This is a genomic window from Microbacterium sp. Ru50 (genome assembly GCF_002920555.1).
Taxonomy (GTDB): Bacteria; Actinomycetota; Actinomycetes; order Actinomycetales; family Microbacteriaceae; genus Microbacterium; species Microbacterium arborescens.
This window is the reverse complement of sequence record NZ_PQSV01000002.1, coordinates 353,305-373,687: the sequence shown is the minus strand read 5'-3', so window position 1 is coordinate 373,687 and position 20,383 is coordinate 353,305. Positions and strand designations below refer to the sequence as shown.

The window sequence follows — 20,383 nt, the reverse complement described above, 5'->3', positions numbered from 1 at the left end:
ACGCCGGGACGGCGCCGTCACCGCACCCGCGGGTCGATGAGGAACTTCATCGTGTCGGGATCGGAGTTGCGCCCGAAGAAGTCGGTGAGGTCATCGAGTCCGCCGCGCGCAGTCACGAGGTCGTCCACTTTCACGGCCCCCGACGCGACCAGCTGGATGGCGAGCGGCCACGTGTCGACATAGCGGAAGAGCCCCTCGACGACGAGCTCGCGACTCTGCAGCAGGAAGAGGTCGAGGTCGACGGTCGACGACCCCATCCCGACCAGGACGGCGCGGCCGGCGCCGCGGAGCGAGCGCAGCCCGGCGGCGATCGCCGCCCGGGCGCCGGACGCGTCGATGAACGCGTCCATCCGCCGATCGAGCGACGCCACCTCGGCGGGCTCCATCACGCGCGTCGCCCCGTGCGTGAGCGCGACCCGTCGACGAGCGTCGACCGGGTCGACCACCACGACCTCGGCCGCGCCGAACGCACGCGCCGCAGCGCCGGTCAGGATGCCGATGGGACCGGCACCGGCCACCAGCACTCTCGAGCCCGGCACCACCCCGGCCTTGCGCACGGCGGCGATGCCGACCGACAGCGGCTCGAGCAGCGCGCCCTCGTCGTCGCTCATCGTCTCGGGCAGCGGGTGCGCCGCGTCGCCGGGAACCGCGAGGTAGCGCGCGAACGCGCCGTTCTCGGGCGGTGCCGAGGGGAACCGCATCCGCTCGCACAGGTTCGTACGCCCCGCCCGGCACGCCGGGCACCAGCGGCAGGGACGTTGCGGGTCGATCGCGACCCGCTCTCCGATCCGGTGCGCGTCGGCGGGAGAGGCGACGGCGGCGATCACTCCGGCGGCCTCGTGTCCGAGGATGAGGGGGCTCTCGACGACGAGGTCGCCGACGCGGCCGTGCTCGAAGAAGTGCACGTCCGACCCGCAGAGCCCGACGGCGGTGAGCTCGACGAGCACGTCACCCGGTTCCATGACCGGCACCGCGACATCGCGGACCTCGAGACGTCCCGGCGCGACCAGAACGCTCGCCATCATGCGATCGGGGATGCCGCTCACGCGTGCACCCGCTGATCGGCCGATGCGGTCGCCGGCGACTGTGCCAGCGACGCCTCGATCTCCTCGTCGTAGCGCGCGAGCGCCGCGGACAGGTCGTCGGCCCGGTGGCGCGCTGCCTCGACCGGGTCGAGCGCGAACAGCAGCGTCTCGGGGAGCGATGTCGCGAAGTAGTCGACGCGCGCCGGAGCAGAGCGCAGCTCGCTCACCCGCGCCGCGACGCGCAACCGCAGGGCCGCCGCGGCATCGACGTCACCCCGGGCACGGGCTGCCCGCGCCCCGTCGAGCGTGTCGGCGTCGACCTCCGACGCGGCCGCCTCCGCCATTGCCGCCCGCCACGCATCGTCGGCCGCGACCCCCTCACCCGAATCCGCGCGAAGCCGCCCGAGCCGAAGCCACAGGGCTGCGCGATTGTCGAGCAGGTGCCAGGCCTCGCCGAGCGATCGCGGAGCGTCGAGAGCCCGCTCGAGGATGGCCGCAGCCTGCGCGGCATCCGGCTCGATCTCCTCGGCGTGTGCGGTCGACGCCCGGGCGAAGGCGCGGATCGCCATTCCCTCGCCGCCCTCCCACGGCTGCAACGGACGACTGAGCAGCAGGTCGAGCGCCTCGGCGGGACGCCCGTTCGTCGTCAGCAGGTCTGCCAGGGTCACGAGAAGGTCGTCGCGCACGATCAGCCGGTCGCGCTGCGGCTCGAGCCTGGCCAACCGGGCGGCGGCCGAGATACCGCGACGCTGCGCGAGCTGGTCGAGTTCGAACCACAACCGCGGGTCGTCGCTGACCTCGACGGCCCGGTCGTACAGCTCGGCGGCGGCGTCGAGGTCGCCCCCGACCTCTGCCGTCGCGAGCGCGGCGTTGCGCAGCAGCACGCCGTCGCGGGTCGCGTCGTCGAGCGCGGCGCGCCACTGGGCCAGCGCGTCGGCTCGGCGTCCGCGGTCGTAGAGCCACATGCCGAGCAGCGATCGGGCACGCGCATCCGTCGGATCCGCGGCCACGGCTGCGGCGAGAGCGTCGTAGGCGTCGAGGCCCGCGGGGAACACCCAGTCGACGGGTGCGCGCTGCGCGCGACGGCGAGCCTCGGCGGCGGCTTCGGTCTCGCCCGCTTCGGCGAGCAGACGCGCCCGGACGTACTCGGCGATCGGTGCCGCTCCTCCCGTGCCGGCCGCGGGGCGCGCGGCCGCGGCGGCGAGCACGGCGAGCGCCTCGTCTCGCTGCCCGACACGGGCGAGGTCACCCGCGAGATCGAGCAGCATGAGGCCGTCGTCGGGGAGGCCGCGCCCGCCGAGGTAGGCGGTGAGCACGTCGAGTCGATCGGTCTGCTCGAGCGTCGTGAGCTCGGCCGCCGCCTCCGCCTCACGCCCGAGGCGACGCAGCACGATCACCCGCAGGTTCCGCGCGAGCGGATCGTCCGACCCATGACGGAGCGCATCGTCGAGGCGGCCGAGCGCGGCGAGGGAGCGCCCGGCTCGCGCGTCGAGCAGAGCCATCTGCACACTGGCGGGGTGGGCCCACCGCACATCCCACGCGGCCTTCGCGAACGCGTCGTAGGCACGCTCGTCGTGGCCGCGACGCGTCTCGACGAGGCCGAGGCGGTAGTGCGCCTCACCGTCGGCGGGGTTCGGGTTGCGGAAGGTCAGCCGGTCGACGGCGGCACGCAGGTATGCCGCGGCGTCGTCGTATTCGCCGCGGCCGTAGGCGGACGCGCCGAGCGCGGTGTTCGCGCGCGCGTCGCCGGGGTCGCGGCGGAGCGCCTCTTCCCAATAGGGCTCGGGATGCCGCGTCGGGTGGCGGTACTGCGCGAGGTGTACGCCCGTGAGGTACAGCTCGTCGGCCGACGCGATGTCTGCGGGCAGCGGCGGCTCGGTCGCGACGGCGGGCTCGGGCGCGCCGTCGCCGTCGGGGCGCGGCCGCCAGCGGATGAGCTCGCGATCGCCGTCGCGGACGACGATCTCGACATCGGTGGCCACGATCCCCTCAGCGCACTCGATCGACTCGATGAACGCCCGGCCCGGCCCGAGGTCGACGACACGTTCCTCGGTGTCGGCCCCGACGCTGAGCCGCACCCGCGCGCCAGATACGTTCGCGGTGACGGCGACACCGATGTGCACGCGCCCCTCTTCGAGACGCACCGAGACCGCGGCATCCTTCGTCGCCTGGTGCGCCGCGCCGATGCCGGTGATCGGGAACCAGAACTGCGAGAACGTCTTGACCTCGCCGGGTGCGAGGTAGGCGAAGTCGGGCTGGTTGTCGGTGTACACCCCGGCCATCAGCTCGACGTAGGGGCCGTCGCCGTCGGTCAGCTGGTCGTCCCACGCGTGGCCGAAGGGCGCGTTGCCCCACGTCCACTGCTTCTTGCCCGGTGCGATGCGGCGGTCGGCCCAGTGCACGAAGCCGGCACCGACGGCGTGGTCATAGCCGCCGAAGAAGTCGTCGCGCGTCTCGACCACCATGTACGACGTGGGCACGGGGATGTTGCCGTAGTAGTCGATGCGGTCGGCATCGGGATGGGCCGCGTCGACCCGCGCCGGGTAGTCGACACCGTAGTAGGGACGGTCGGCTCGCGGGAAGGCGGTGATGGCACGACGCGCATGATCGGCGACGTAGCGGACGTCGGTCGGGAAGAACGACTGGTACTCGTCGTGCGCGCGCGCCGCGACGTTCGCCCACCACAGGAACGTCTGCGGCACCTCGGTGCGGTTGTGCAGCCGCGCGCGCAGCTCGATCAGCGAGCTGTCGGGGCGCAGGCGGATGCCGTGGGTGCCGCGCATGCGCGCGAAGGGGTCGTGGTCCGACATCCAGACGGTGACCGCCCCGTCGGGTTCGCGCTCGATCCAGCTCTCCATCGGCAGGAAGGTCGCGGGACGGTGGTGCTGCGGCCAGTTGAACTCGACACCCCCCGACACCCAGGGACCGGCGAGCCCGACGAGGGCGGGCTTGATGACGTTGTTCCGGTAGAAGAAGTCGTAATCGGCGGTCTTGTCGTAGCCGATGTGGATGCGGCCGCCGAGCTCGGGAAGCAGCACCAGCCGGATCCAGCGGTTCTCGATGTGCACCGCGCGCCAGTCGCGATCGCGCGGCGCGGCGGCGATCCGCTCGGTGAACGGCAGCGGGTACACCCGGCCGCTCGACCCCTGGTAGACCCGGCGGTCGAAGAACATCGGCAGCTTCTCCGGTTGCGCCGGCTCGTAGGTGGGGATCGTGAGCGGCTGCTCCCAGACGGCCACGCCGCCGTCGTCGAGCGTCGCCTGCTCGTCCGCGGGCGGCTCGGGAAGACGCAGCGAGGATGTCGAGGTCGAATGCATGCCTCCAGCGTCGCCGAGCGAGCGCGGCGGCGACATGGCGGAAGTGGCCGTGCACCTGGACGATTCGCCGATATGCCAGGATGGCGACCATGGCCATCTCGGACGGTTTCGCGGGTGAGAGGCTGTGCGTCGTGCCGGCGCCGGCCATCACCGCAGCACTGCAGCGCCCCGTGACCCGCCGACTCGTCGTCACCGATGCCGGCTGGTTTCCGCACGCCGCAGATCATGGCCGGACTCGCGAGCGCGGCATTCGCACGACGATCGTCATCGTCTGCACGGCGGGCGCGGGGTGGCTCGAGATCGCCGGGACACGCCACCGGGTGCAGGCCGGCACCGCCGTGGTGATCCCCGCGCGCACGCCGCACGCCTACGGGGCGGATGCCGATGACCCCTGGACGATCTGGTGGTGCCATGTCGTCGGCTCCGACGTCGATGACCTCACCGCGGCGGTCGGCACGACCGCCGCGCGTCCGCTCGTACGGCTGCACAGCGTCGAACGCGCGGTGTCGCTGCTCGACGAGATCGTGCGCGGGCTCGAGCGCGACCAGTCGCCCGTGCGCCTCGTCGCCGTCACGGGCGCCGCATTCAAGCTCATGACGCAGCTCGCCTCAGACCAGGCGCTGCCCGAGCGCGGCGACCCGCTCGAGCGAGCGATGACGTTCCTGTCCGAGCGGCTCGACAGCGCGGTGCCGGTGAGCGAGCTCGCAGCCCTCGTCGGCGTCTCGGCATCCCATCTGACGTCGCTGTTCCGGCGCGCGACGGGAGGCGGCGTCCTGGCCTACCACACGGGCCTCCGCATGACGGCGGCGCGCACCCTTCTCGAGCGCACCGACCGCACCGTCGGTCAGATCGCGACCGAGGTCGGGTACAGCGATCCGTTCTACTTCTCGCGGCACTTCCGACGCGTGCACGGGATGAGCCCGAGCCGCTACCGGGAGGACCGTCGCGGGTGACAGCCCTCAGTCGCGACCGGGGGCGGCCGTCGTCGGGGCCGCGAGGATCTCGGCGTTGAGGCGCCGCTGCCACGCGACATCCGACCACTGCGGATGATGCGGCGCCGCGTTCGAGCTGAGCACCATTCCCCACACCCCGTGCTCGAGTGCGGTGCGGACGCCATGCTCGGCGAGTTCGGTTCCGACCGGGCCGTCTTCGAAGTCGGCGCGCAGCGGGGTGTAGCCGACCCACCCCTCCCCCACGACGGCCGGGATGCCGCGGCGGCGAGACCACGCGGCGAGCGCCGTCACCCGCGACCCGATCTCGCGCAGCATCTCTTCGCGGTAGAGCCCGTAGTGGTTGTAGAGCCAACGGTCCCAGAGGTCGGGGTCGACCCAGTCGTATCCGTAGATCTGCTGATCGGTGATGACGGTGGCCTCGAACTTCCAGTCGGCGGCGCGGCCGTACTCGGCGAACGTGGGCGCGTCATCGACGAGCAGCGCTCGCATGGCTGCGCCCGGGAAGCCGTCAGTGCCTTCGGAACGGATGTCGATGCGTCGCTGCAGCGCGTCGAGCACGCCGTAGGCGTAGACGTGCAGCTGGCCGACCTGGAACCGCTCGGAGAGTGCCGCGAGGTCGAGGAAGGGCGCCTTGCCGTAGCTGGCGGTGACGAGGTGACCGGGGTGCGCGGCACGCACGCGGTCGAGGGCGGCATCCCCGCCGTCGACGAACGCGGGGACGATCGAGAAGTCGACCTCGTTGTGGAGCTCGGCGAAGGCGATCGTATCGTCCAGACCCGCGGCCTCGATCTCATCGAGCATCCGAATCGTCGCGGACGCGAGCAGGTCGTAGCGCTCTTCGAGCGGCACGGCGTCGATCGCGCGGAACCAGCGCTCGTCCGCCGCGAACGCCGGCGACTGCTGGTACTCCCAGCTCGCGAGGATGACGACGATGCCGCGTTCGCGGGCACCGCGCAGCAGGTCGAAGAAACGCGTGCGGAGGTCGAGCCGGTAGCCGCCGGGCACGTCGTACCAGCGCGTTCCGTTGCCGAACACCTCGCCGTGCGGCGAGCGCCCGAGTCCCTCGATCTCGAGGTCGCTCGCAAGGTCGTCGAGTCCGAGACCGCCGAACAGGAGCAGCGGCGCGGCGCAGATCCGGATGGCGTTGTAGCCGCGGTCGACGGCCTCATCGAGGGCTGCGCCGAGGTCGGCGTAGGGCTCGCCGGCGCCGGCCCGGGTGTACCAGGAGAAGTCCCACAGGGTGATCGTGAGGCGCGGCGGCAGGTGGGCGGGAACGGCGCCCGTCAGCGCCCGGGTGTCGGGGGCCGGGTCGTGTCCGGAGCCGAGGTAGCGGGTCATCGGGTCATCCCTTCGTCGCGCCGGCGGTGAGACCGGCTCGCCAGAATCGTTGCAGAGCGGCCATGACCACGATGAGCAGGACGGCCGAGACCGCGGCTCCCGTCACGACGAGCTCGTAGTACAGCGGTGCGCGCTGCGTCTGGCCGTTCCAGAGCATGAGCCCGAGGGTGACCGGGAACGTGCGGGCGTCGTTGAGCATGACGAGCGGCAGTAGGTAGTTGTTCCAGATTCCCACGAACTGGAAGAGGAACACCGTCACGAGGGCGGGCGCCATCATGCGGGTGGCCATGGTCGCGAAGATGCGCACGTCGCCGGCGCCGTCGAGGCGCGCGGCCTCGATGACCTCGTCGGGCACGCCGGCGGTGGCGTAGATGCGGCAGAGGTACACCCCGAACGGACTGACGATGCTCGGGAGCAGGAACGACCAGTACGTGCCGGTCAGGCCTACCGCGTTGAACATGAAGTAGGTCGGCAGGGCGATGACGGTCGCGGGAACGAGGACGCCGCCGAGGATCATCGCGAAGACGGCCTCGCGCCCGGCGAAGGCGTACTTCGCGAAGGCGTAGCCCGCCGCCCCGCTGAGGATCGTCGCGATGAGTGCGCCGAGCCCCGAGTAGAACAGGCTGTTGAGCAGCCACTGGGTATAGATGCCGCGATCGGTCGTGAAGAGGTTCTGGAGGTTCGTCAGCGGCTGCGGCGCATCGCTGAACCAGAGCCCGAAAGAGCCGAACAGGTCGGCGTTGCTCTTGGTCGCGGCGAACAGCACCCACACCACCGGAAGCGCGAAGTAGACGAGAGCGGCGACGAGCACGGCGAGGGTCGGCAGCGATGCCCAGAACCCCGCACCCGGTCCCCCCGTGCCGCCGCGGCGTGCCCCGCGGCGATCGCGACGATCGGATGCCGCGCCGGTGGTGACCGTGCGGGTGGACTCGGTGACGGGTGCGATCACCATGCGCGGTTGCCCTTCCGGTTGACCAGCCGCAGGAAGACGAACGAGAACACGAAGGCGATGACGGCCACGATGACGGCCATCGCGGCGGCGAGGTTCGGGTTGCTCTGCGTGAACGCCTGGTTGTAGGCGGCGAGGTTCGGCGTGTAGTCGGTGTTGATGGCGGTCGTGAGCGGACGCAGCACGAGGGGTTCGACGAAAAGCTGCAGCGTGCCGATGATCGTGAACACCGTGGTGAGCACGAGCGAGGGGCGCAGGAGCGGCAGCTTGATCTCCCACACGATGCGCCACTCGCTCGCGCCGTCGATGCGCGCGGCCTCGTACAGGTCGGCGGGCACCGCCTGGAGCGCTGCGATGAGCACGAGCATGTTGTAGCCGGCGAACGTCCAGATGCCGATGTTCGCGATGGCGAACATGACGGTGCCCGATTCGAGCGGCGCGGCCGAGATGCCGACGGCAGACAGCCCTTGGAGGATCGGACTCGTGCTCGGCACGTAGAGGAAGCTCCACAGGAGCGACGCGATGACGCCGGGCACGCCGTACGGCATGAAGAACGCGACGCGGAAGAACTGCGGCCAGCGGGCCCGGGTCGACTCCAGCAGCAGCGCGAGCACCGCCGAGAGCACCACCATCAGCGGCACCTGAATGAGAGCGAACACGGCGATGCGTCCAAGGCTCGAGACGAACGCGGGATTCGCCAGCGCCCGGGCGTAGTTGTCGAGCCCGACGAACAGCGTTTCGGGCGCGCCCAGCCCGAGTCCGCTCGCACGGACCGAGAAGAGGCTCTGGACGATCGCCCAGACGATGGGGGCGACGTAGAAGACGGCGAAGGCCAGGAGGAACGGGCCGAGCAGCAGCAACAGCGGCAGCCGGCTTCGGGTGGTGTGCATGCGATTCCCTTCGGGGCGCGACCCGCGCGGGGCGGACGGCGTCGCTGCCGTCCGCCCCGCTCGGTTCAGTCGGCGACCGAAATCCCCTTCGCCGTCATCTCGGCCACCATCCGCTCCTGCACCGCGGCGTAGGCCTCGGTGAGCGGGGTGCCCGACTCGACGGCGGCGGCGACCTCGTCGAGGAGGCTCGCGTTCAGCGCGTCGACCAGCGGTGGCCACTGCCAGTCGCGCGCGACCTGCTCACTCGATTCGGCGAAGACATCCCAGATGTCCTGGCCGCCGAAGAACTCGAACACCTCGGGGGCCGACTGGATCGAGGGGATCGAGTCGACGTCGGCGATCGCGGGCCAGCCGGCGCCGTTCTCGGTCAGCAGGCTCACGCTGTCGAGGTTGCTGTTGAGCCAGAGGGCGAATTCGGCCGCCTGCTCGGGGTGCGCCGACCCCTTCAGCACCACGTTCGCGGAACCGCCCGACCAGCTCGCCGAGCGGGGGTTCGCCTCATCCCACTGCGGCATGAGTCCGACCGACCACAGTCCCGAGGTCTCGGGGGCGTTGTTGCGGATGATCGCGTCGGCCCACGAGCCGCTCATCCACGAAACGATGCGCCCGGCCTGCACGTCGGCGAACCACTCGCTCGACAGGTCGGCCTGCACCTTCACGAGATCCTCGTCGATGAGGCGCTGCCAGTACTCGGCCATGCGGAGGGTGTCGGGGTTGTCGATCGCGACCTTCCAGGCGTCGCCCTCGACTTGGAACCAGGGCTCGCCCGCCTGCTCGGCGAGGCCTTCCATCCACGCAGCCTGGTTCGGCGCGAACGCCGCGATGTAGCGGTCGGGCGCCGTCGCCCGCACCGCCACGGCGGCCGCGTAGAAGTCGTCCCACGTCGCGGGGGCCTCGGTGATGCCCGCCTCGGCGAACACGTCGGAGCGGTAGTAGAGCCCCATCGGCCCGGCCGCCTGCGGGATGCCGTACACCCGATCGTTGAACGTCGTCGCGCCGATCTGCCAGTCGGAGAAGACGTCGACCTCGTCGCCGACGTAATCGGTGATGTCTTCGAGGGCGCCGTTGAGGAGGAACGTCGGCATCTGGTCGTAGCCGACCTGGGCGACATCCGCGGGGTTGCCGGCCTGGACATCCGAGAGCATCTTGGCGTAGCCGCCCTCGGCGCCCGAGACGATCGTCTGCAGCTCGACCTGGATGTCGTCATGCTGCTCGTTGAAGAGATCGACGGCCTGGTCGATACCGGGCACCCAGGTCTGGAACGTGAGGGTGACCGGCCCCTCGTCGGCGGGCGCGGAACAGGCCGCGAGCGGCGCGATGACGGCGGCGGTGACCGCCAGCGGGAGAAGGCGACGGCCGCGGAGCCGCCGGGGTGGAGTAGACATCGATGCCCCTTTGCATGTGTGCGACGAGCTGCTCGGGTAGCAGCCGGATTTCACACGCTAGAACCGCCGAGAGCGCGCGCACATAGCCGAATGAGCGTGCGCCCTGGACGATCCGCTGATCACCCCCTGAGGACAGCCCCTCTCCGGGACGCCTCATAAGTGGGCCTCATACGGTGGGAGCACACGGAGGGAGCAGGGATGCCGGAGGAAGTCGTGTCGGACGAAGCGCGGGTCAGCATCAGCGGCGGCGAACTGCGAGGCTCGCGCCTGAACGGGGTCGACCGCTACCTCGGCATCCCGTACGCGAAACCGCCCGTCGGCGAGCGCCGCTTCCGGGTCGCCGAGCCGGTCGACCCCTGGGACGGCGAGCGCGACGCGACACGGTTCGGCCCCACGGCCCCGCAGACCCCGTATCCGGGCGACCTCGGCGAGCTGCTCACCGTCCCGACGATCGAGGGCGACGACAACCTCACCGTCAACGTGTGGGCACCGGTGGGAGCGGCGGACGCCCCCGTCGTGCTGTGGCTGCACGGCGGCGCTCTCGAACGCGGCGCCGCCGCGCAGACGATCTACGACGGCACGACGTTCGCCCGAGACGGCATCGTCTTCGTCTCGGCGAACTACCGCCTCGGCGTGGAGGGATTCAGCGTGCTCGACGGCGTTCCCCGCAACCTCGGGCTGCGGGATGCCGCGGCGGCCTTGCGCTGGGTCAGCGACGAGATCCGGGCCTTCGGCGGCGATCCGGCGCGCATCACACTCATGGGCGAGTCGGCCGGCGGCGCTCTGGTCGCCGCGCTGGTGAGCGAACCCCGTTCACGCGCCCTGGTCGCGGGAGCGATCATCCAGTCGGGTCCGCTCGAAGCTGCGGAACCCGACAAGGCGCGCCGGGCGTCGGATGCGATCACCCGCGAACTCGGCATCCCGACGACCCGCGAAGCGTTCGCCGCCACGTCCACCGCCGATCTGCTGAGCGCGCGGTCGCGGGCCTCGGCCGGTTCGAGCCCGCTGCGCGGCGCGCCGGGATTCGTCCTCGCCCTCGATGAGGAGTCGCTGCCCGAGGTGCCCGAGGACGCGCTGACGTCGGCGGACCTGCCCATCATGATCGGGACCAACACCGACGAGTACCGCCTGTGGCTGACCCCCGACGCGATCGCCCGGATCGGGCGGCTGAAGGCATGGGTGGCGCGCCGCGCGATGGGGGTGTCCGAGCGGGCGGCCCGGGCCGTCGCACGCTCATTCCCCGGCGCATCGCCCGGTGAGGTTCTGGGGCAGCTGCTCACCGACCGGATGCTGCGCGCCCCCGCGACCCGTGTCGCTCGTGCGCGCACCGCACCGACGTTCGTCTACGAGTTCGCCTGGCGCAGCCCGGTTCGGGGTCTGGATGCCGCACACGCGCTCGAGATCGGCTTCGCCTTCGACCGGCTCGGCGACCCCGAGGCGCTGCTGCTAGCAGGCTCGGACGCCCCCGCCGACCTCGCGCGCGACATGCACGCGGCGTGGGTCGCCTTCATCCGCGGCGGCGACCCCGGCTGGCCGCGATTCTCGCCGTCGCGCACGACCCGCATCTGGGATGCCGCAACCCGCGACCTTCCGCAGCGCCGGGCAGAGGTGATCGACGCCCTGAGCTGACCCGGGCATACGCGAAATCTGCCGTGTCGGCTAGGCCCTCTCGGTAATTCGTCGGCGGTGCGAGAGTTTTCGTCCGGACCTCTCGCACCGACGAACGGAGCCGTCATGACGGACGCCAACACCTCACCTGCCACGGGCGACGACGCCGCCGTCGACGATGCCGACGCGCAGACGCCCGTCCCGGAGGCATCCGAGAACGCATCGGGCGTCACCCGCGCCGCATCGCGGGTCGTGCACGGTGTCGCCGATGCCGGCAAGGGCGCCATCCACAAGGCGCAGGATGCCGCGAAGGACGCGCTTCCCGACGCCGTTCCCGACGTCGCGGACAAGATCGTCGACGCCGCGGCCGGCTTCGCCACCGCCCGGATCGATCAGAACGTCAAGATCGCCGACGGGGCGCTCAGCCTCACTCGGCGCACCGGCAAGGCCGCACGGATCGCCGCGGTCATCGGGGTGGTCGCCGTCATCGCCGTGCTCATCGCTCGTCGCTCGTAACGGGATCGAAGCGCGCTCCCCCACGCTCGCCCCGGATCGAGAGCATGATCACGAGCGCGATCCAGCCGATCAGCGGCAAGAAGATCAGGAAGAACCACACGCCGCTGCGGTTCGTGTCGTGCAGACGACGCCAGGTGACGGCCAGCATCGGCAGCAGGGTCGCCAGCGAGAAGACGAGCACGATGACGTCGGGGAGGTCCTGCACGACGCGCGTGTCGATCGGCCGCCAGTCGCCCGTCGCGAACCCGTTGAGCACCTGGACCACGATCGGGAACAGCACGATGACGAGCATCGGCCACCAGAACTCCGACCGGCTCGCGCGTCCGCGGAAGGTCGCGTAGTTCTGCATCCACCGCCGCAGCGCCGCGAGCGGCGGGGCACCGACATACGGCCGGGTGAGCGGCGGCTCGGTGAGACGGTTCGGTCGGGGTGTCGCTTCACTCGTCATTCCCCGAGCCTACGGGGCGCCCTCACATGGGCGTCTACCGGAACACGCGACCGATCGATGCACCGATCTGTGAGATCTGCAGCCAGATCGCGAAGCTGTACAGGGGTCGCATGACCCACCGCAGCGGGGGGAGGCCTCGCCGCGAGGCGGTGCGTTCCCACGCTTGACGGACCAGCAGGCGGGTGCCGCCGGCGGCGGGTTCGAGTTCGATCCGCATCCGGCGCCTGTTCGATGTCGGCGAATCGGGCCAGGTCGTGACCCACTCGATCGCCGTCGCGGGCTCGCTCTCGATCAGCTCGATGCGGGCGCGTCGACGCTCCGGGTTGATGCGCTGCGGCTTGCCGTTCGGCGCCGTCTCGAGTGCGTACGCGGTCCATGCGGTGCCCGGCGCGGCTGTGGCAGGCAGGTCGTCGACCCGGCCGAAACCAAGATCCCATTCCGGCATCCGTGCGGGATCGCTGAGCAGCGCCCACACCTCTGCGACGGGAGCGGTGACGTGCGCTGCACCGGCGCTCGAGATCGACCGGCCGTTATCGGCGGCGCGAGTCGGCAGCGCGGGGTAGCGCTCCGCCTGATCGAGAAGCTCGCGCACCTGCTGCGGGCTCGTGTCGAGGCGCTGGAGAATCGCCTCGACGAGCCCGCTGCCCTCGTCGACCAGCTCGCGCAGGACCGCGGCGGCATCACCGCGCTTGCCCCCCTGACCCGCACGCCGGAGGACGTCGAGGGCGCGATCGTTCCACGCGAACTCCCCTCGCTCGTGATACGTGATGCGGCCGGGACCGGGCATGGCGGCCTGCACTCCGAGTGACGCGAGCTGATCGGCGTGCTGCTGCTCGACTGCCGCGCGCGTGCGCTCGAGAGAGGCGCCGAGCGCGCGCAGAACCTGGCCGGCGACCTGCTCGTTGATCGTCAGGGCCAGCAGAAGGTGGTCGATGTCACCGTTCTGCTCGCCGAGTCGAGATGCCTCCTCCGCACCGGCGAGGGACAGGTCGTACATCGTCGCGGTCGCGACCGTCAGCTTGCTCATCGGGTTCTCCTCGGGATGTCGATGGTCGGATCGATCCGTTTGGCGTACTTCTTGTGCACGGCCTGGCGCGAGACGCCGAGCGCGTCGGCGATCTCTTGCCAGCTCATGCCTGCCCGCAGGCCCGCCTCGACCTGCGCCAGCTCGAGGCGTTCGGTGAGAGAGCGCAGCGACGCGATGGCGCGGAGACCCGCACGTGGATCACGCGTGTCTGCGGCGACGCCGGCGATCTGAGTGGATTCCATGTAAGCAACCTAGGTTGCTCGTAGTCATCTTGTCAACCTTGGTTGCTCATCAGGTCCGTGCGCCTCTTGCGTCATGGTCCTGATACATTTCGTGTCATCATCGAGGTACAAGCGAAAGGCATCACGCATGCTCATCCCTTCTCTCGCGAGCTTCGGGCCCCTGGATCTCACCGGGGCCATCGCGACGTGGCCTCCGATGTCGTTCGTCCTCGGACTCGTGGCCGCCGCGACCGTCGTCGCGATCCGGGCCAACACGAGCGGCGGTGACGAGCGCGGCGCCGGACTCATCGGTGCGCGCCGGTCCGCGGTTCGGCGTCGCTACGCGGGAGAGCACATCGCCCTCGCCGTCGCGGGGGTCGTCATCGCGCTCGGCTTCGTTCTCGAGTTCCTGTTCCGCGGCTATATCTGGGACGGCTCCGGCGCGTCGTGGTGGCGCGTCGCGACACCACTCGTCGTCGCGCTGGTGGGCGTCGTCACCGCGCTCGTCCTGGTCCGCACGCGCGGATCGGGCGCCCCCGAACGGCCCGTGTCGCCACCGGTGCGCAGATCGTGGGTGTCGTTCAGTTCACCGGTGGCCCTCTCCGCCGTGACGGTCGCAGCCCTCGCGCTCGCGGGGACCACGGTGGCGGCTGGGCTCGCGTCGTCGCCCGACGATGCCGGCGACTGGCTCTGGCTCGTCATCCCGATCCCGAACGCCGCGGATGTCGACCCGCTGCGCGTCGTCTTCTACGGCTGGGTCTACGGCGTGCCTGCCCTCGTCGGGCTGGTGCTGCTGGTGATCGCCGCCTGGCGCGCCCTCGATCGCAACGCGGCACGCTCGTTCCTCCGGCCCGAGACCGTCGCGATCGAACGCGCAGCCCGCCGCCGCACCGCGGGCGGGGTCGTGTGGCTCACGACGGGCGCGTGCCTGCTCGCCCTCGCGGGCGGGTGGCGCCTCATCGGCAACGCGGGTTCGACGACGACGCTCCTGATCGACGGTCCGGGCACATCGACCTCGTACGACGTCGCGTGGCGCTACGCCGAGCTTGCGTCTCTCGCCGGTGCCGCAGCACCGATCATCGAGATCGTGGCGCTCTGCATCCTTCTCGTCGTCGGCGGATCGCTCGTGCCGCGTGCCGATCACGCCTCGGCAACCGCCCCGGCATCTGCGGGGCCGGGGTCGTCGGGGACGGATGTCGGGTACGCCCGATGACCCTCACCCGATTTCTCTCCGCGACTGACGAGAGCACCCCGTCGCGCGAGATCTACCTGCAGCTGCGCGGACTCATCGTGTCGGGCATGCTCGCGGCCAACGAACGCCTCCCCACCGTCCGTCAGACCGCTGCCGACCTCGGCGTCGCGCCCGGCACCGTCGCGAAGGCCTACAAGCTGCTCGAGCAGGAGGGTCTCGTCGTCACCCGCACCGCCGCGGGAACCCGCGTCGCCGAATCGGCGGCGGTACTCCCCCGCCCCGTGCTCAAGCGGATCCGCGAGCTGACCGATGAGGCGCTGCGCACGGGCGCGGGGATCGACGATGTCGTGAGCGTGCTGCGGGCGCAGTGGGGCGCTCAGATCGAGCAGCCGCCGGCCGATTGAGGGAGGGTGCGGGAACGCGGCCGATGAGCGCGCGGGCATCAGGCCTCGGTGACGCGGCCGCCCTCGACGTGCCAGCGACGGTTCGTGCTCACGGCATCCAGCATCCGCCGGTCGTGGGTGACGAGCAGCAGCGTGCCGTCGTACGACTCGATCGCCTGTTCGAGCTGCTCGATCGCGGGTAAGTCGAGGTGGTTCGTCGGCTCGTCGAGCACCAGGACGTTCACGCCTCGAGCCTGCAACAGCGCGAGGCCGGCACGCGTGCGCTCCCCCGGCGACAGCTCGTCCACCGGGCGGAGCACATGATCGGCTTTGAGGCCGAACTTCGCGAGCAGCGTCCGGACCTCGCCGGACGCCATCTCGGGCACGAGCGCCTCGAACGCGTCGGCCAGCGGGCGTGAGCCCACGAGCAGCGAGCGCGCCTGATCGATCTCGCCGATGCTCACGCTCGACCCGAGTCCCGCCGATCCCTCGTCGGGAGTCTGCCGACCGAGGATGGTGCGCAGCAGCGTCGACTTGCCGGCACCGTTGGGCCCGGTGATGCCGATGCGGTCGCCAGCGTTGACCTGCAGCGAGACCGGTCCGAGCGTGAACGAGCCCTGCCGGACGACAGCACCGTTAAGCGTCGAGACGACGGAGCTCGACCGCGGCGCAGCACCGATCGTGAATTCGAGCTGCCACTCCTTGCGGGGTTCCTCGACTTCTTCGAGCCGGGCGATGCGGCTCTCCATCTGGCGCACCTTCTGCGCCTGCTTCTCGCTCGACTCCGTGGCGGCTTTGCGCCGGATCTTGTCGTTGTCGGGGTTCTTCTTCATCGCGTTGCGGACGCCCTGGCTCGACCACTCCCGCTGCACCCGGGCACGCGCGACGAGATCGGCCTTCTTGCCCGCGAACTCGTCGTACTTCTCGCGCGCGTGACGGCGCACGGTCGCCCGCTCTTCGAGGTAGGCGTCGTAGCCGCCGCCGTAGATGCGGTGCGAGTTCTGCGCCAGGTCGAGCTCGAGCACGCGCGTGACGCTGCGCGCGAGGAACTCGCGGTCGTGGCTGACCAGCACGACTCCCCCGCGCAGCCCGCGCACGAACGCTTCGAGGCGCTCGAGCCCGTCGAGGTCGAGGTCGTTCGTGGGCTCGTCGAGCAGCACGATGTCGAAGCGCGAGAGCAGCAGGGCCGCGAGTCCGACCCGCGCCGCTTGACCGCCCGAAAGAGATGTCATGTGCATGCTGTCGGAGTCGAGTTCGAGCCCGAGGTCGGCGAGCACGATCGGCAGGCGCTCGTCGAGGTCGGCGGCGCCGCTCGCGAGCCAGCGTTCCAGGGCCGTGGCATACCGGTCGTCGGCGCCGGGGATCGAGGGATCGCCGAGGTCGGATGCCGCGGCATCCATCTCCGCCGTCGCCTCCGCACACCCGGTGCGACGGGCGATGTACGCGGCGACGGTCTCGCCCTCGACGCGCTCGTGCTCCTGCGGCAGCCAGCCGACGAACGCGTCAGCCGGAGCAAGGCTCACGGTTCCCGCCTGTGGCGCATCACGCCCGGCGAGGATGCGGAGGAGCGTCGACTTGCCGGCACCGTTGGCCCCGACGACGCCGACGACGTCGCCCGGACTGACGGTGAGATCGACACCGTCGAAGAGTGTGCGGTGGCCGTATCCGCCGGCGAGGCCCTGAGCGACGAGAGTTGCGGTCACCGGACGATTCTTCCATCTGGGCGGAGGGGCTATCGCCTCAGACTTCGCTAGCGAGGTCGAGCGGAAGCGTCTCGACTACGGCTCGGACATTACGACGCGCTCGTCGACGTCGGACGAATTTTGGAAGTCGGTGCGGACGTCTCGCAATCTCCGACCGTCCGCGACTGCCCAGAAGTACCACCCGTTCGTCGCTCCTCCCTGGAGCGCGGAGCCCGCGGCCGACGGAGAAGTATAGCGCTTACCGTCGATGTCGATTGCACCGTCCGCAGTAATGATTGCTTGCCTACCCTTATGGTCGCGGTGGGTCGCGAATAGCCTGTCGCCGGGCGCAAGGAAGCCCCCTGCGATCAAGTGCCGTAACTCAACCCAGTCGCCCGCTTTGCTCTGAGGGTCAGCGACCTTGCCGTGGTGCCCTTCGGGGACGGGCCAGACCCGCAACAACGTATCGATGAGCTCTGCAGTGCGCTCATCGATCAGCTCTTCGTTCCACGCGTCTATCTCAGTGCGCTTGATCACCCTGCCGGTCAGAATGATCGTGTTGTGGTCTTGTAGCGCGGCTCTCTTTACGGGCCAGGCGCCGTTCGAGACCTTCGAGTTGAGCGACTTGGTCAGGAGCGTGAGGTTACCCAAGCGATGAACCCGAGCCTGCCTCCCCTCGGCCTCGTCAGGAGCGTCGACGGGCCAGGTGTCCCGCCAGGATCTTGGGAGCAGGTGTTCGATCGGGTAACCCTTGCGCTCGATTTGAGGCTGACCGGTAACGTCGCGGTAGCGGTCCTCAACCGCCTCGAGCATCATGCGCAGTCGACCTCGCGGGAACCGCGTATACGCTGCTTCGGTGGTCAAAGCGCGGCGGACCTCTTCGTCGCCGGGCCAATAGGTACTCGTTACGTTGAGGCGCGCGAGATGGGCTGAAACCCGCTCCGCGAGGTCGCTCGCCGGCACGTTCGCGTTCGCGGCAATGACGTCAGCGATGATGCGGCCGAGATCACTGCCCGACAGGCGCAGGAGTTGCCGGCGAAATACCCAACTCTCCGCCGCATTGATGATTCGACCCACCGAGTCCTCTGATAGGCCCCGGCCGGGCTCGTGCAGCCATATGAGGAGCGGCTTAAGCACCTCCACGCCTGCCGCCTGCATACGGTAGACGGCCAGTTCAGTGGCTGTGAGGCTTCCTCCCGGACGGCGCGCTGCTTCCGTCCACGACTCGTACTGATGCGCCTGCATCTTGATGATTGGCAAGAGTTCGGACATCGCATGACCGGACTCATGTTCGACGTAGGACTTGAACCTCGTGAATGTCGACTGAGGGCTGACCTCTTCGCCGGTTCGCGCGACGAGCCACTGGTTGAGGAACAGAGAACTACGGCTCACCAGGTTGCGGCCAACACTCACTTCTTCCATCCAAAACTTGGTCTCAAACGGCCAGTCCTCCCGGTAGGCCCTGCGTGTGTCGACACCGTCAGCCTCGAGCTTCTGGAAGACGAAGTTTCGCACTAGGTCCGCGGCGGTGAGCGGAGTGCCGCGAGCATTCAGCGTCTCGAAGATCTCCTGTGAGTTCTCGGAAGCTTCCAGCTCGATAGAGACAAGTTGCAGACCGTCGAGCAGAACTGTTGTGAGCTCTTTCGCTTTGATCAGGTACTCAGCCGAGTCGGGCGCACCCAACCATTGCTGGACGGCCGTCGAGAAGTACTCGTGGGCGCGAACGATCTGCGAATCCACGTGCGTCAAGTAGGCATGGTCGACCGGCGGATCGGCCGTCATCACCTCGTCGAAGGCCGCACGATCCTTGTTATGATGACGGACCTTGAGGCGACTGTCGCGCTCTTCGACATAGATGTCGTCGTTCTGGGTGAGCCGCTCAAGTTGTCCTGAGAGGCGGGTCTGTCCGCTCACCGCGAGCAAAGCGCAAGCTGCGTCGGCCAGAATCTGGAGCGTTGTCAGACGCTGCTGACCGTCGATGACGTTCCACGTCGTCATGCGCTTACTCTTTGCGTCGTGCGCCTGGAGAACGACCGCGCCCATGAAGTGTGTGGCGTTGGAGCGCGGATCGTTGATCCGTAGCTCCGTCACGCGCCGGATGTCATTCCACAACGGGATCCACTGTTCATCCTCGCGCCAAACGTAGGGCCGCTGAAAAAGAGGGACAAGGAAGTGCTGAGGCAAGTTGAACAGCTGCAGCGGTGTTCGCTTGAAAGTCTCCACGAAATCTATACTCCCTCATCGGACGTTCCCGCCGCACACTACAGCCATTCATCACGCCGCCGTCCGCTCGGCGGCAAGCGGACGGGTGATGATCCCTCACTGATGCCGTGTCGAGGCGCACGCAGGTAGCCACGTCGGACGAGCCGCCAGTGGCCGAGCGGCGAGGGGCTGAGGGTCACCGCGACCGACGGTGTCCGTCGCTGGTCTGCTTCAAGACGGTGTCAACGACGAGCGCGGCGGATACAACCAGGGTCAGGAGCGGATCGACCAGTTCGCGGTGGATCTGCAGAACATAGTTGTCCGCTTTCGTGAACCCCTCTTTGCCGAATCCGGCCCACGTCTTGGTAATACGTGCGATCTCGGAACCTCCCGCGTCCTGGATACTGAAATCCCAGGCCCGCCAATCCTCCGCATTGACAGAGCCGAGCGTCGCGCCGTCGGCTTCCATACGAAAGCGAACGTTGAACCTGCCCCCGAGTACCGACGCCATGACCCCGAGACTCTCCTGGGCAAGGTGTCCAACAAGATTGCCATCCGCACGCATCACCGTGACTTTCGACTTCCAGACCGTGGCGGGTCGCGTCAATGTGAGGCGCGGAGTTCCGTCTGCGTCGACGATCTCTAGCCGCTTCGTCGCATTCTCGCGGCCGACCGCTAGCCGAGCCATGCTGATCCCAAACTCGCGCACCCCGCCAACCTTGCATCCGTGTCGATCGAAGACGGTGTACTCAGCTCTTCTCTCGAACAGCTTGGCCTTCTGGTTGACAACCAACACGCGTTCGGTGAACAGGGTCCCCCCGCCACCTTGCGCCTGCTCCGAAATGCCGAGCCTCCGGACCTGCTTGAGCACTCTCGCGTCGTTTGGAGTCTGGCTGCTGCGCAACGGCGCGGGACTCTGCACCTCCTGAAGCGCGCCGACGGCGGGCGGCATCACCACAGGTGGATCGATCGTCTGTTGACCACGAGACCCCACGTGCTCCGTCCACTGAGCGCCGTCCCAATACCGATGCTCATAACGTCCGAACGGGTCCGAGAACCAACCGGGGGCGGCATGCTGCGACATGAAGCTGAGACTACTGCCGGCCTCGCAACTGCCGCACTGCGTGCGTTCATGAGTCTCGGCTTCGTTATCGGAGCCGACGTTCTCATCGCGATCGTGATGGCTCTTCGTTGTCCTGGAATCTGCCGTCGGGCGTAAGAAGGACGAAGCCCCACCGATTCTGCCC

The 20,383-nt window shown here is 69.4% G+C and carries 17 protein-coding genes; 5 read left to right on the top strand and 12 right to left on the bottom strand.

The window, feature by feature from the left end:
• Positions 1 to 17 precede the first annotated feature (17 nt).
• Entirely contained in the window at positions 18 to 1,046 is a 1,029-nt protein-coding gene (locus C3481_RS11840) for an alcohol dehydrogenase catalytic domain-containing protein (protein WP_258039107.1), read from the bottom strand.
• On the bottom strand, positions 1,043 to 4,342 hold the full coding sequence (locus tag C3481_RS11835) for a DUF5107 domain-containing protein (RefSeq protein ID WP_181021923.1): 3,300 nt from the start codon (positions 4,340 to 4,342) through the stop codon (positions 1,043 to 1,045). Before C3481_RS11835 ends, C3481_RS11840 begins: the two co-directional genes overlap by 4 nt.
• 89 nt (positions 4,343 to 4,431) lie before the next feature.
• On the opposite strand from C3481_RS11835, the gene C3481_RS11830 reads away from it, so the two are divergent.
• Positions 4,432 to 5,295 carry an AraC family transcriptional regulator gene (locus C3481_RS11830; RefSeq protein ID WP_064954954.1) on the top strand — a complete coding sequence of 288 codons (864 nt, stop codon included), beginning with the start codon at positions 4,432 to 4,434 and terminating at the stop codon, positions 5,293 to 5,295.
• Between the two features lie 6 nt (positions 5,296 to 5,301).
• Here the strand turns inward: C3481_RS11830 and C3481_RS11825 are convergent, their stop codons facing one another.
• The 4 genes from C3481_RS11825 to C3481_RS11810 form a co-directional block, all read right to left on the bottom strand.
• Positions 5,302 to 6,633 (bottom strand): cellulase-like family protein, encoded by a 1,332-nt coding sequence (locus tag C3481_RS11825; RefSeq protein WP_103842478.1) that lies wholly within the window; start codon positions 6,631 to 6,633, stop codon positions 5,302 to 5,304.
• A gap of 4 nt (positions 6,634 to 6,637) precedes the next feature.
• Positions 6,638 to 7,585 (bottom strand): carbohydrate ABC transporter permease, encoded by a 948-nt coding sequence (locus tag C3481_RS11820; protein ID WP_023954694.1) that lies wholly within the window; start codon positions 7,583 to 7,585, stop codon positions 6,638 to 6,640.
• Complete coding sequence (locus C3481_RS11815) at positions 7,579 to 8,472, bottom strand: carbohydrate ABC transporter permease (RefSeq protein WP_023954696.1); 894 nt, start codon at positions 8,470 to 8,472, stop codon at positions 7,579 to 7,581. Before C3481_RS11815 ends, C3481_RS11820 begins: the two co-directional genes overlap by 7 nt.
• Before the next feature lie 65 nt (positions 8,473 to 8,537).
• A complete protein-coding gene (locus tag C3481_RS11810) occupies positions 8,538 to 9,857 on the bottom strand; it encodes an ABC transporter substrate-binding protein (RefSeq protein ID WP_023954698.1) in 1,320 nt (439 codons plus the stop codon).
• Positions 9,858 to 10,055: 198 nt separating this feature from the next.
• Here C3481_RS11810 and C3481_RS11805 point away from each other — a divergent pair, with 198 nt between their 5' ends.
• Together C3481_RS11805 and C3481_RS11800 are read left to right on the top strand one after the other, a co-directional pair.
• Entirely contained in the window at positions 10,056 to 11,486 is a 1,431-nt protein-coding gene (locus tag C3481_RS11805; protein WP_103842476.1) for a carboxylesterase/lipase family protein, read from the top strand.
• Positions 11,487 to 11,591: 105 nt separating this feature from the next.
• A complete protein-coding gene (locus C3481_RS11800; RefSeq protein WP_103842474.1) occupies positions 11,592 to 11,981 on the top strand; it encodes a hypothetical protein in 390 nt (129 codons plus the stop codon).
• On the opposite strand, the gene C3481_RS11795 is transcribed toward C3481_RS11800, so the two are convergent.
• The 3 genes from C3481_RS11795 to C3481_RS11785 are packed head-to-tail and all read right to left on the bottom strand — an operon-like array spanning position 11,962 to position 13,698.
• On the bottom strand, positions 11,962 to 12,429 hold the full coding sequence (locus C3481_RS11795) for a DUF805 domain-containing protein (protein ID WP_103842472.1): 468 nt from the start codon (positions 12,427 to 12,429) through the stop codon (positions 11,962 to 11,964). The genes C3481_RS11800 and C3481_RS11795 overlap by 20 nt on opposite strands.
• Positions 12,430 to 12,463: 34 nt before the next feature.
• A complete protein-coding gene (locus tag C3481_RS11790) occupies positions 12,464 to 13,456 on the bottom strand; it encodes an SRPBCC domain-containing protein (protein ID WP_103842470.1) in 993 nt (330 codons plus the stop codon).
• Complete coding sequence (locus tag C3481_RS11785) at positions 13,453 to 13,698, bottom strand: helix-turn-helix domain-containing protein (RefSeq protein ID WP_103842468.1); 246 nt, start codon at positions 13,696 to 13,698, stop codon at positions 13,453 to 13,455. Before C3481_RS11785 ends, C3481_RS11790 begins: the two co-directional genes overlap by 4 nt.
• 127 nt (positions 13,699 to 13,825) lie before the next feature.
• Here C3481_RS11785 and C3481_RS11780 point away from each other — a divergent pair, with 127 nt between their 5' ends.
• The gene (locus C3481_RS11780) at positions 13,826 to 14,890 is read left to right on the top strand and encodes a hypothetical protein (RefSeq protein ID WP_103842466.1); all 1,065 of its coding nucleotides are present in this window, start codon (positions 13,826 to 13,828) and stop codon (positions 14,888 to 14,890) included.
• Entirely contained in the window at positions 14,887 to 15,273 is a 387-nt protein-coding gene (locus C3481_RS11775; RefSeq protein ID WP_103842464.1) for a GntR family transcriptional regulator, read from the top strand. The genes C3481_RS11780 and C3481_RS11775 overlap by 4 nt, the downstream gene beginning before the upstream one ends.
• Before the next feature lie 38 nt (positions 15,274 to 15,311).
• Here the strand turns inward: C3481_RS11775 and C3481_RS11770 are convergent, their stop codons facing one another.
• The 3 genes from C3481_RS11770 to C3481_RS11760 all read right to left on the bottom strand — a co-directional run bounded on the left by C3481_RS11770 (position 15,312) and on the right by C3481_RS11760 (position 20,220).
• Positions 15,312 to 16,955 carry an ABC-F family ATP-binding cassette domain-containing protein gene (locus C3481_RS11770; RefSeq protein ID WP_103842462.1) on the bottom strand — a complete coding sequence of 548 codons (1,644 nt, stop codon included), beginning with the start codon at positions 16,953 to 16,955 and terminating at the stop codon, positions 15,312 to 15,314.
• Positions 16,956 to 17,030: 75 nt separating this feature from the next.
• Positions 17,031 to 19,157, bottom strand: a complete 2,127-nt coding sequence (locus C3481_RS11765; protein ID WP_103842460.1) for a DUF262 domain-containing protein — start codon at positions 19,155 to 19,157, stop codon at positions 17,031 to 17,033.
• Positions 19,158 to 19,332: 175 nt separating this feature from the next.
• A complete protein-coding gene (locus C3481_RS11760; RefSeq protein WP_103842457.1) occupies positions 19,333 to 20,220 on the bottom strand; it encodes a phospholipid scramblase-related protein in 888 nt (295 codons plus the stop codon).
• Positions 20,221 to 20,383 lie beyond the last annotated feature (163 nt).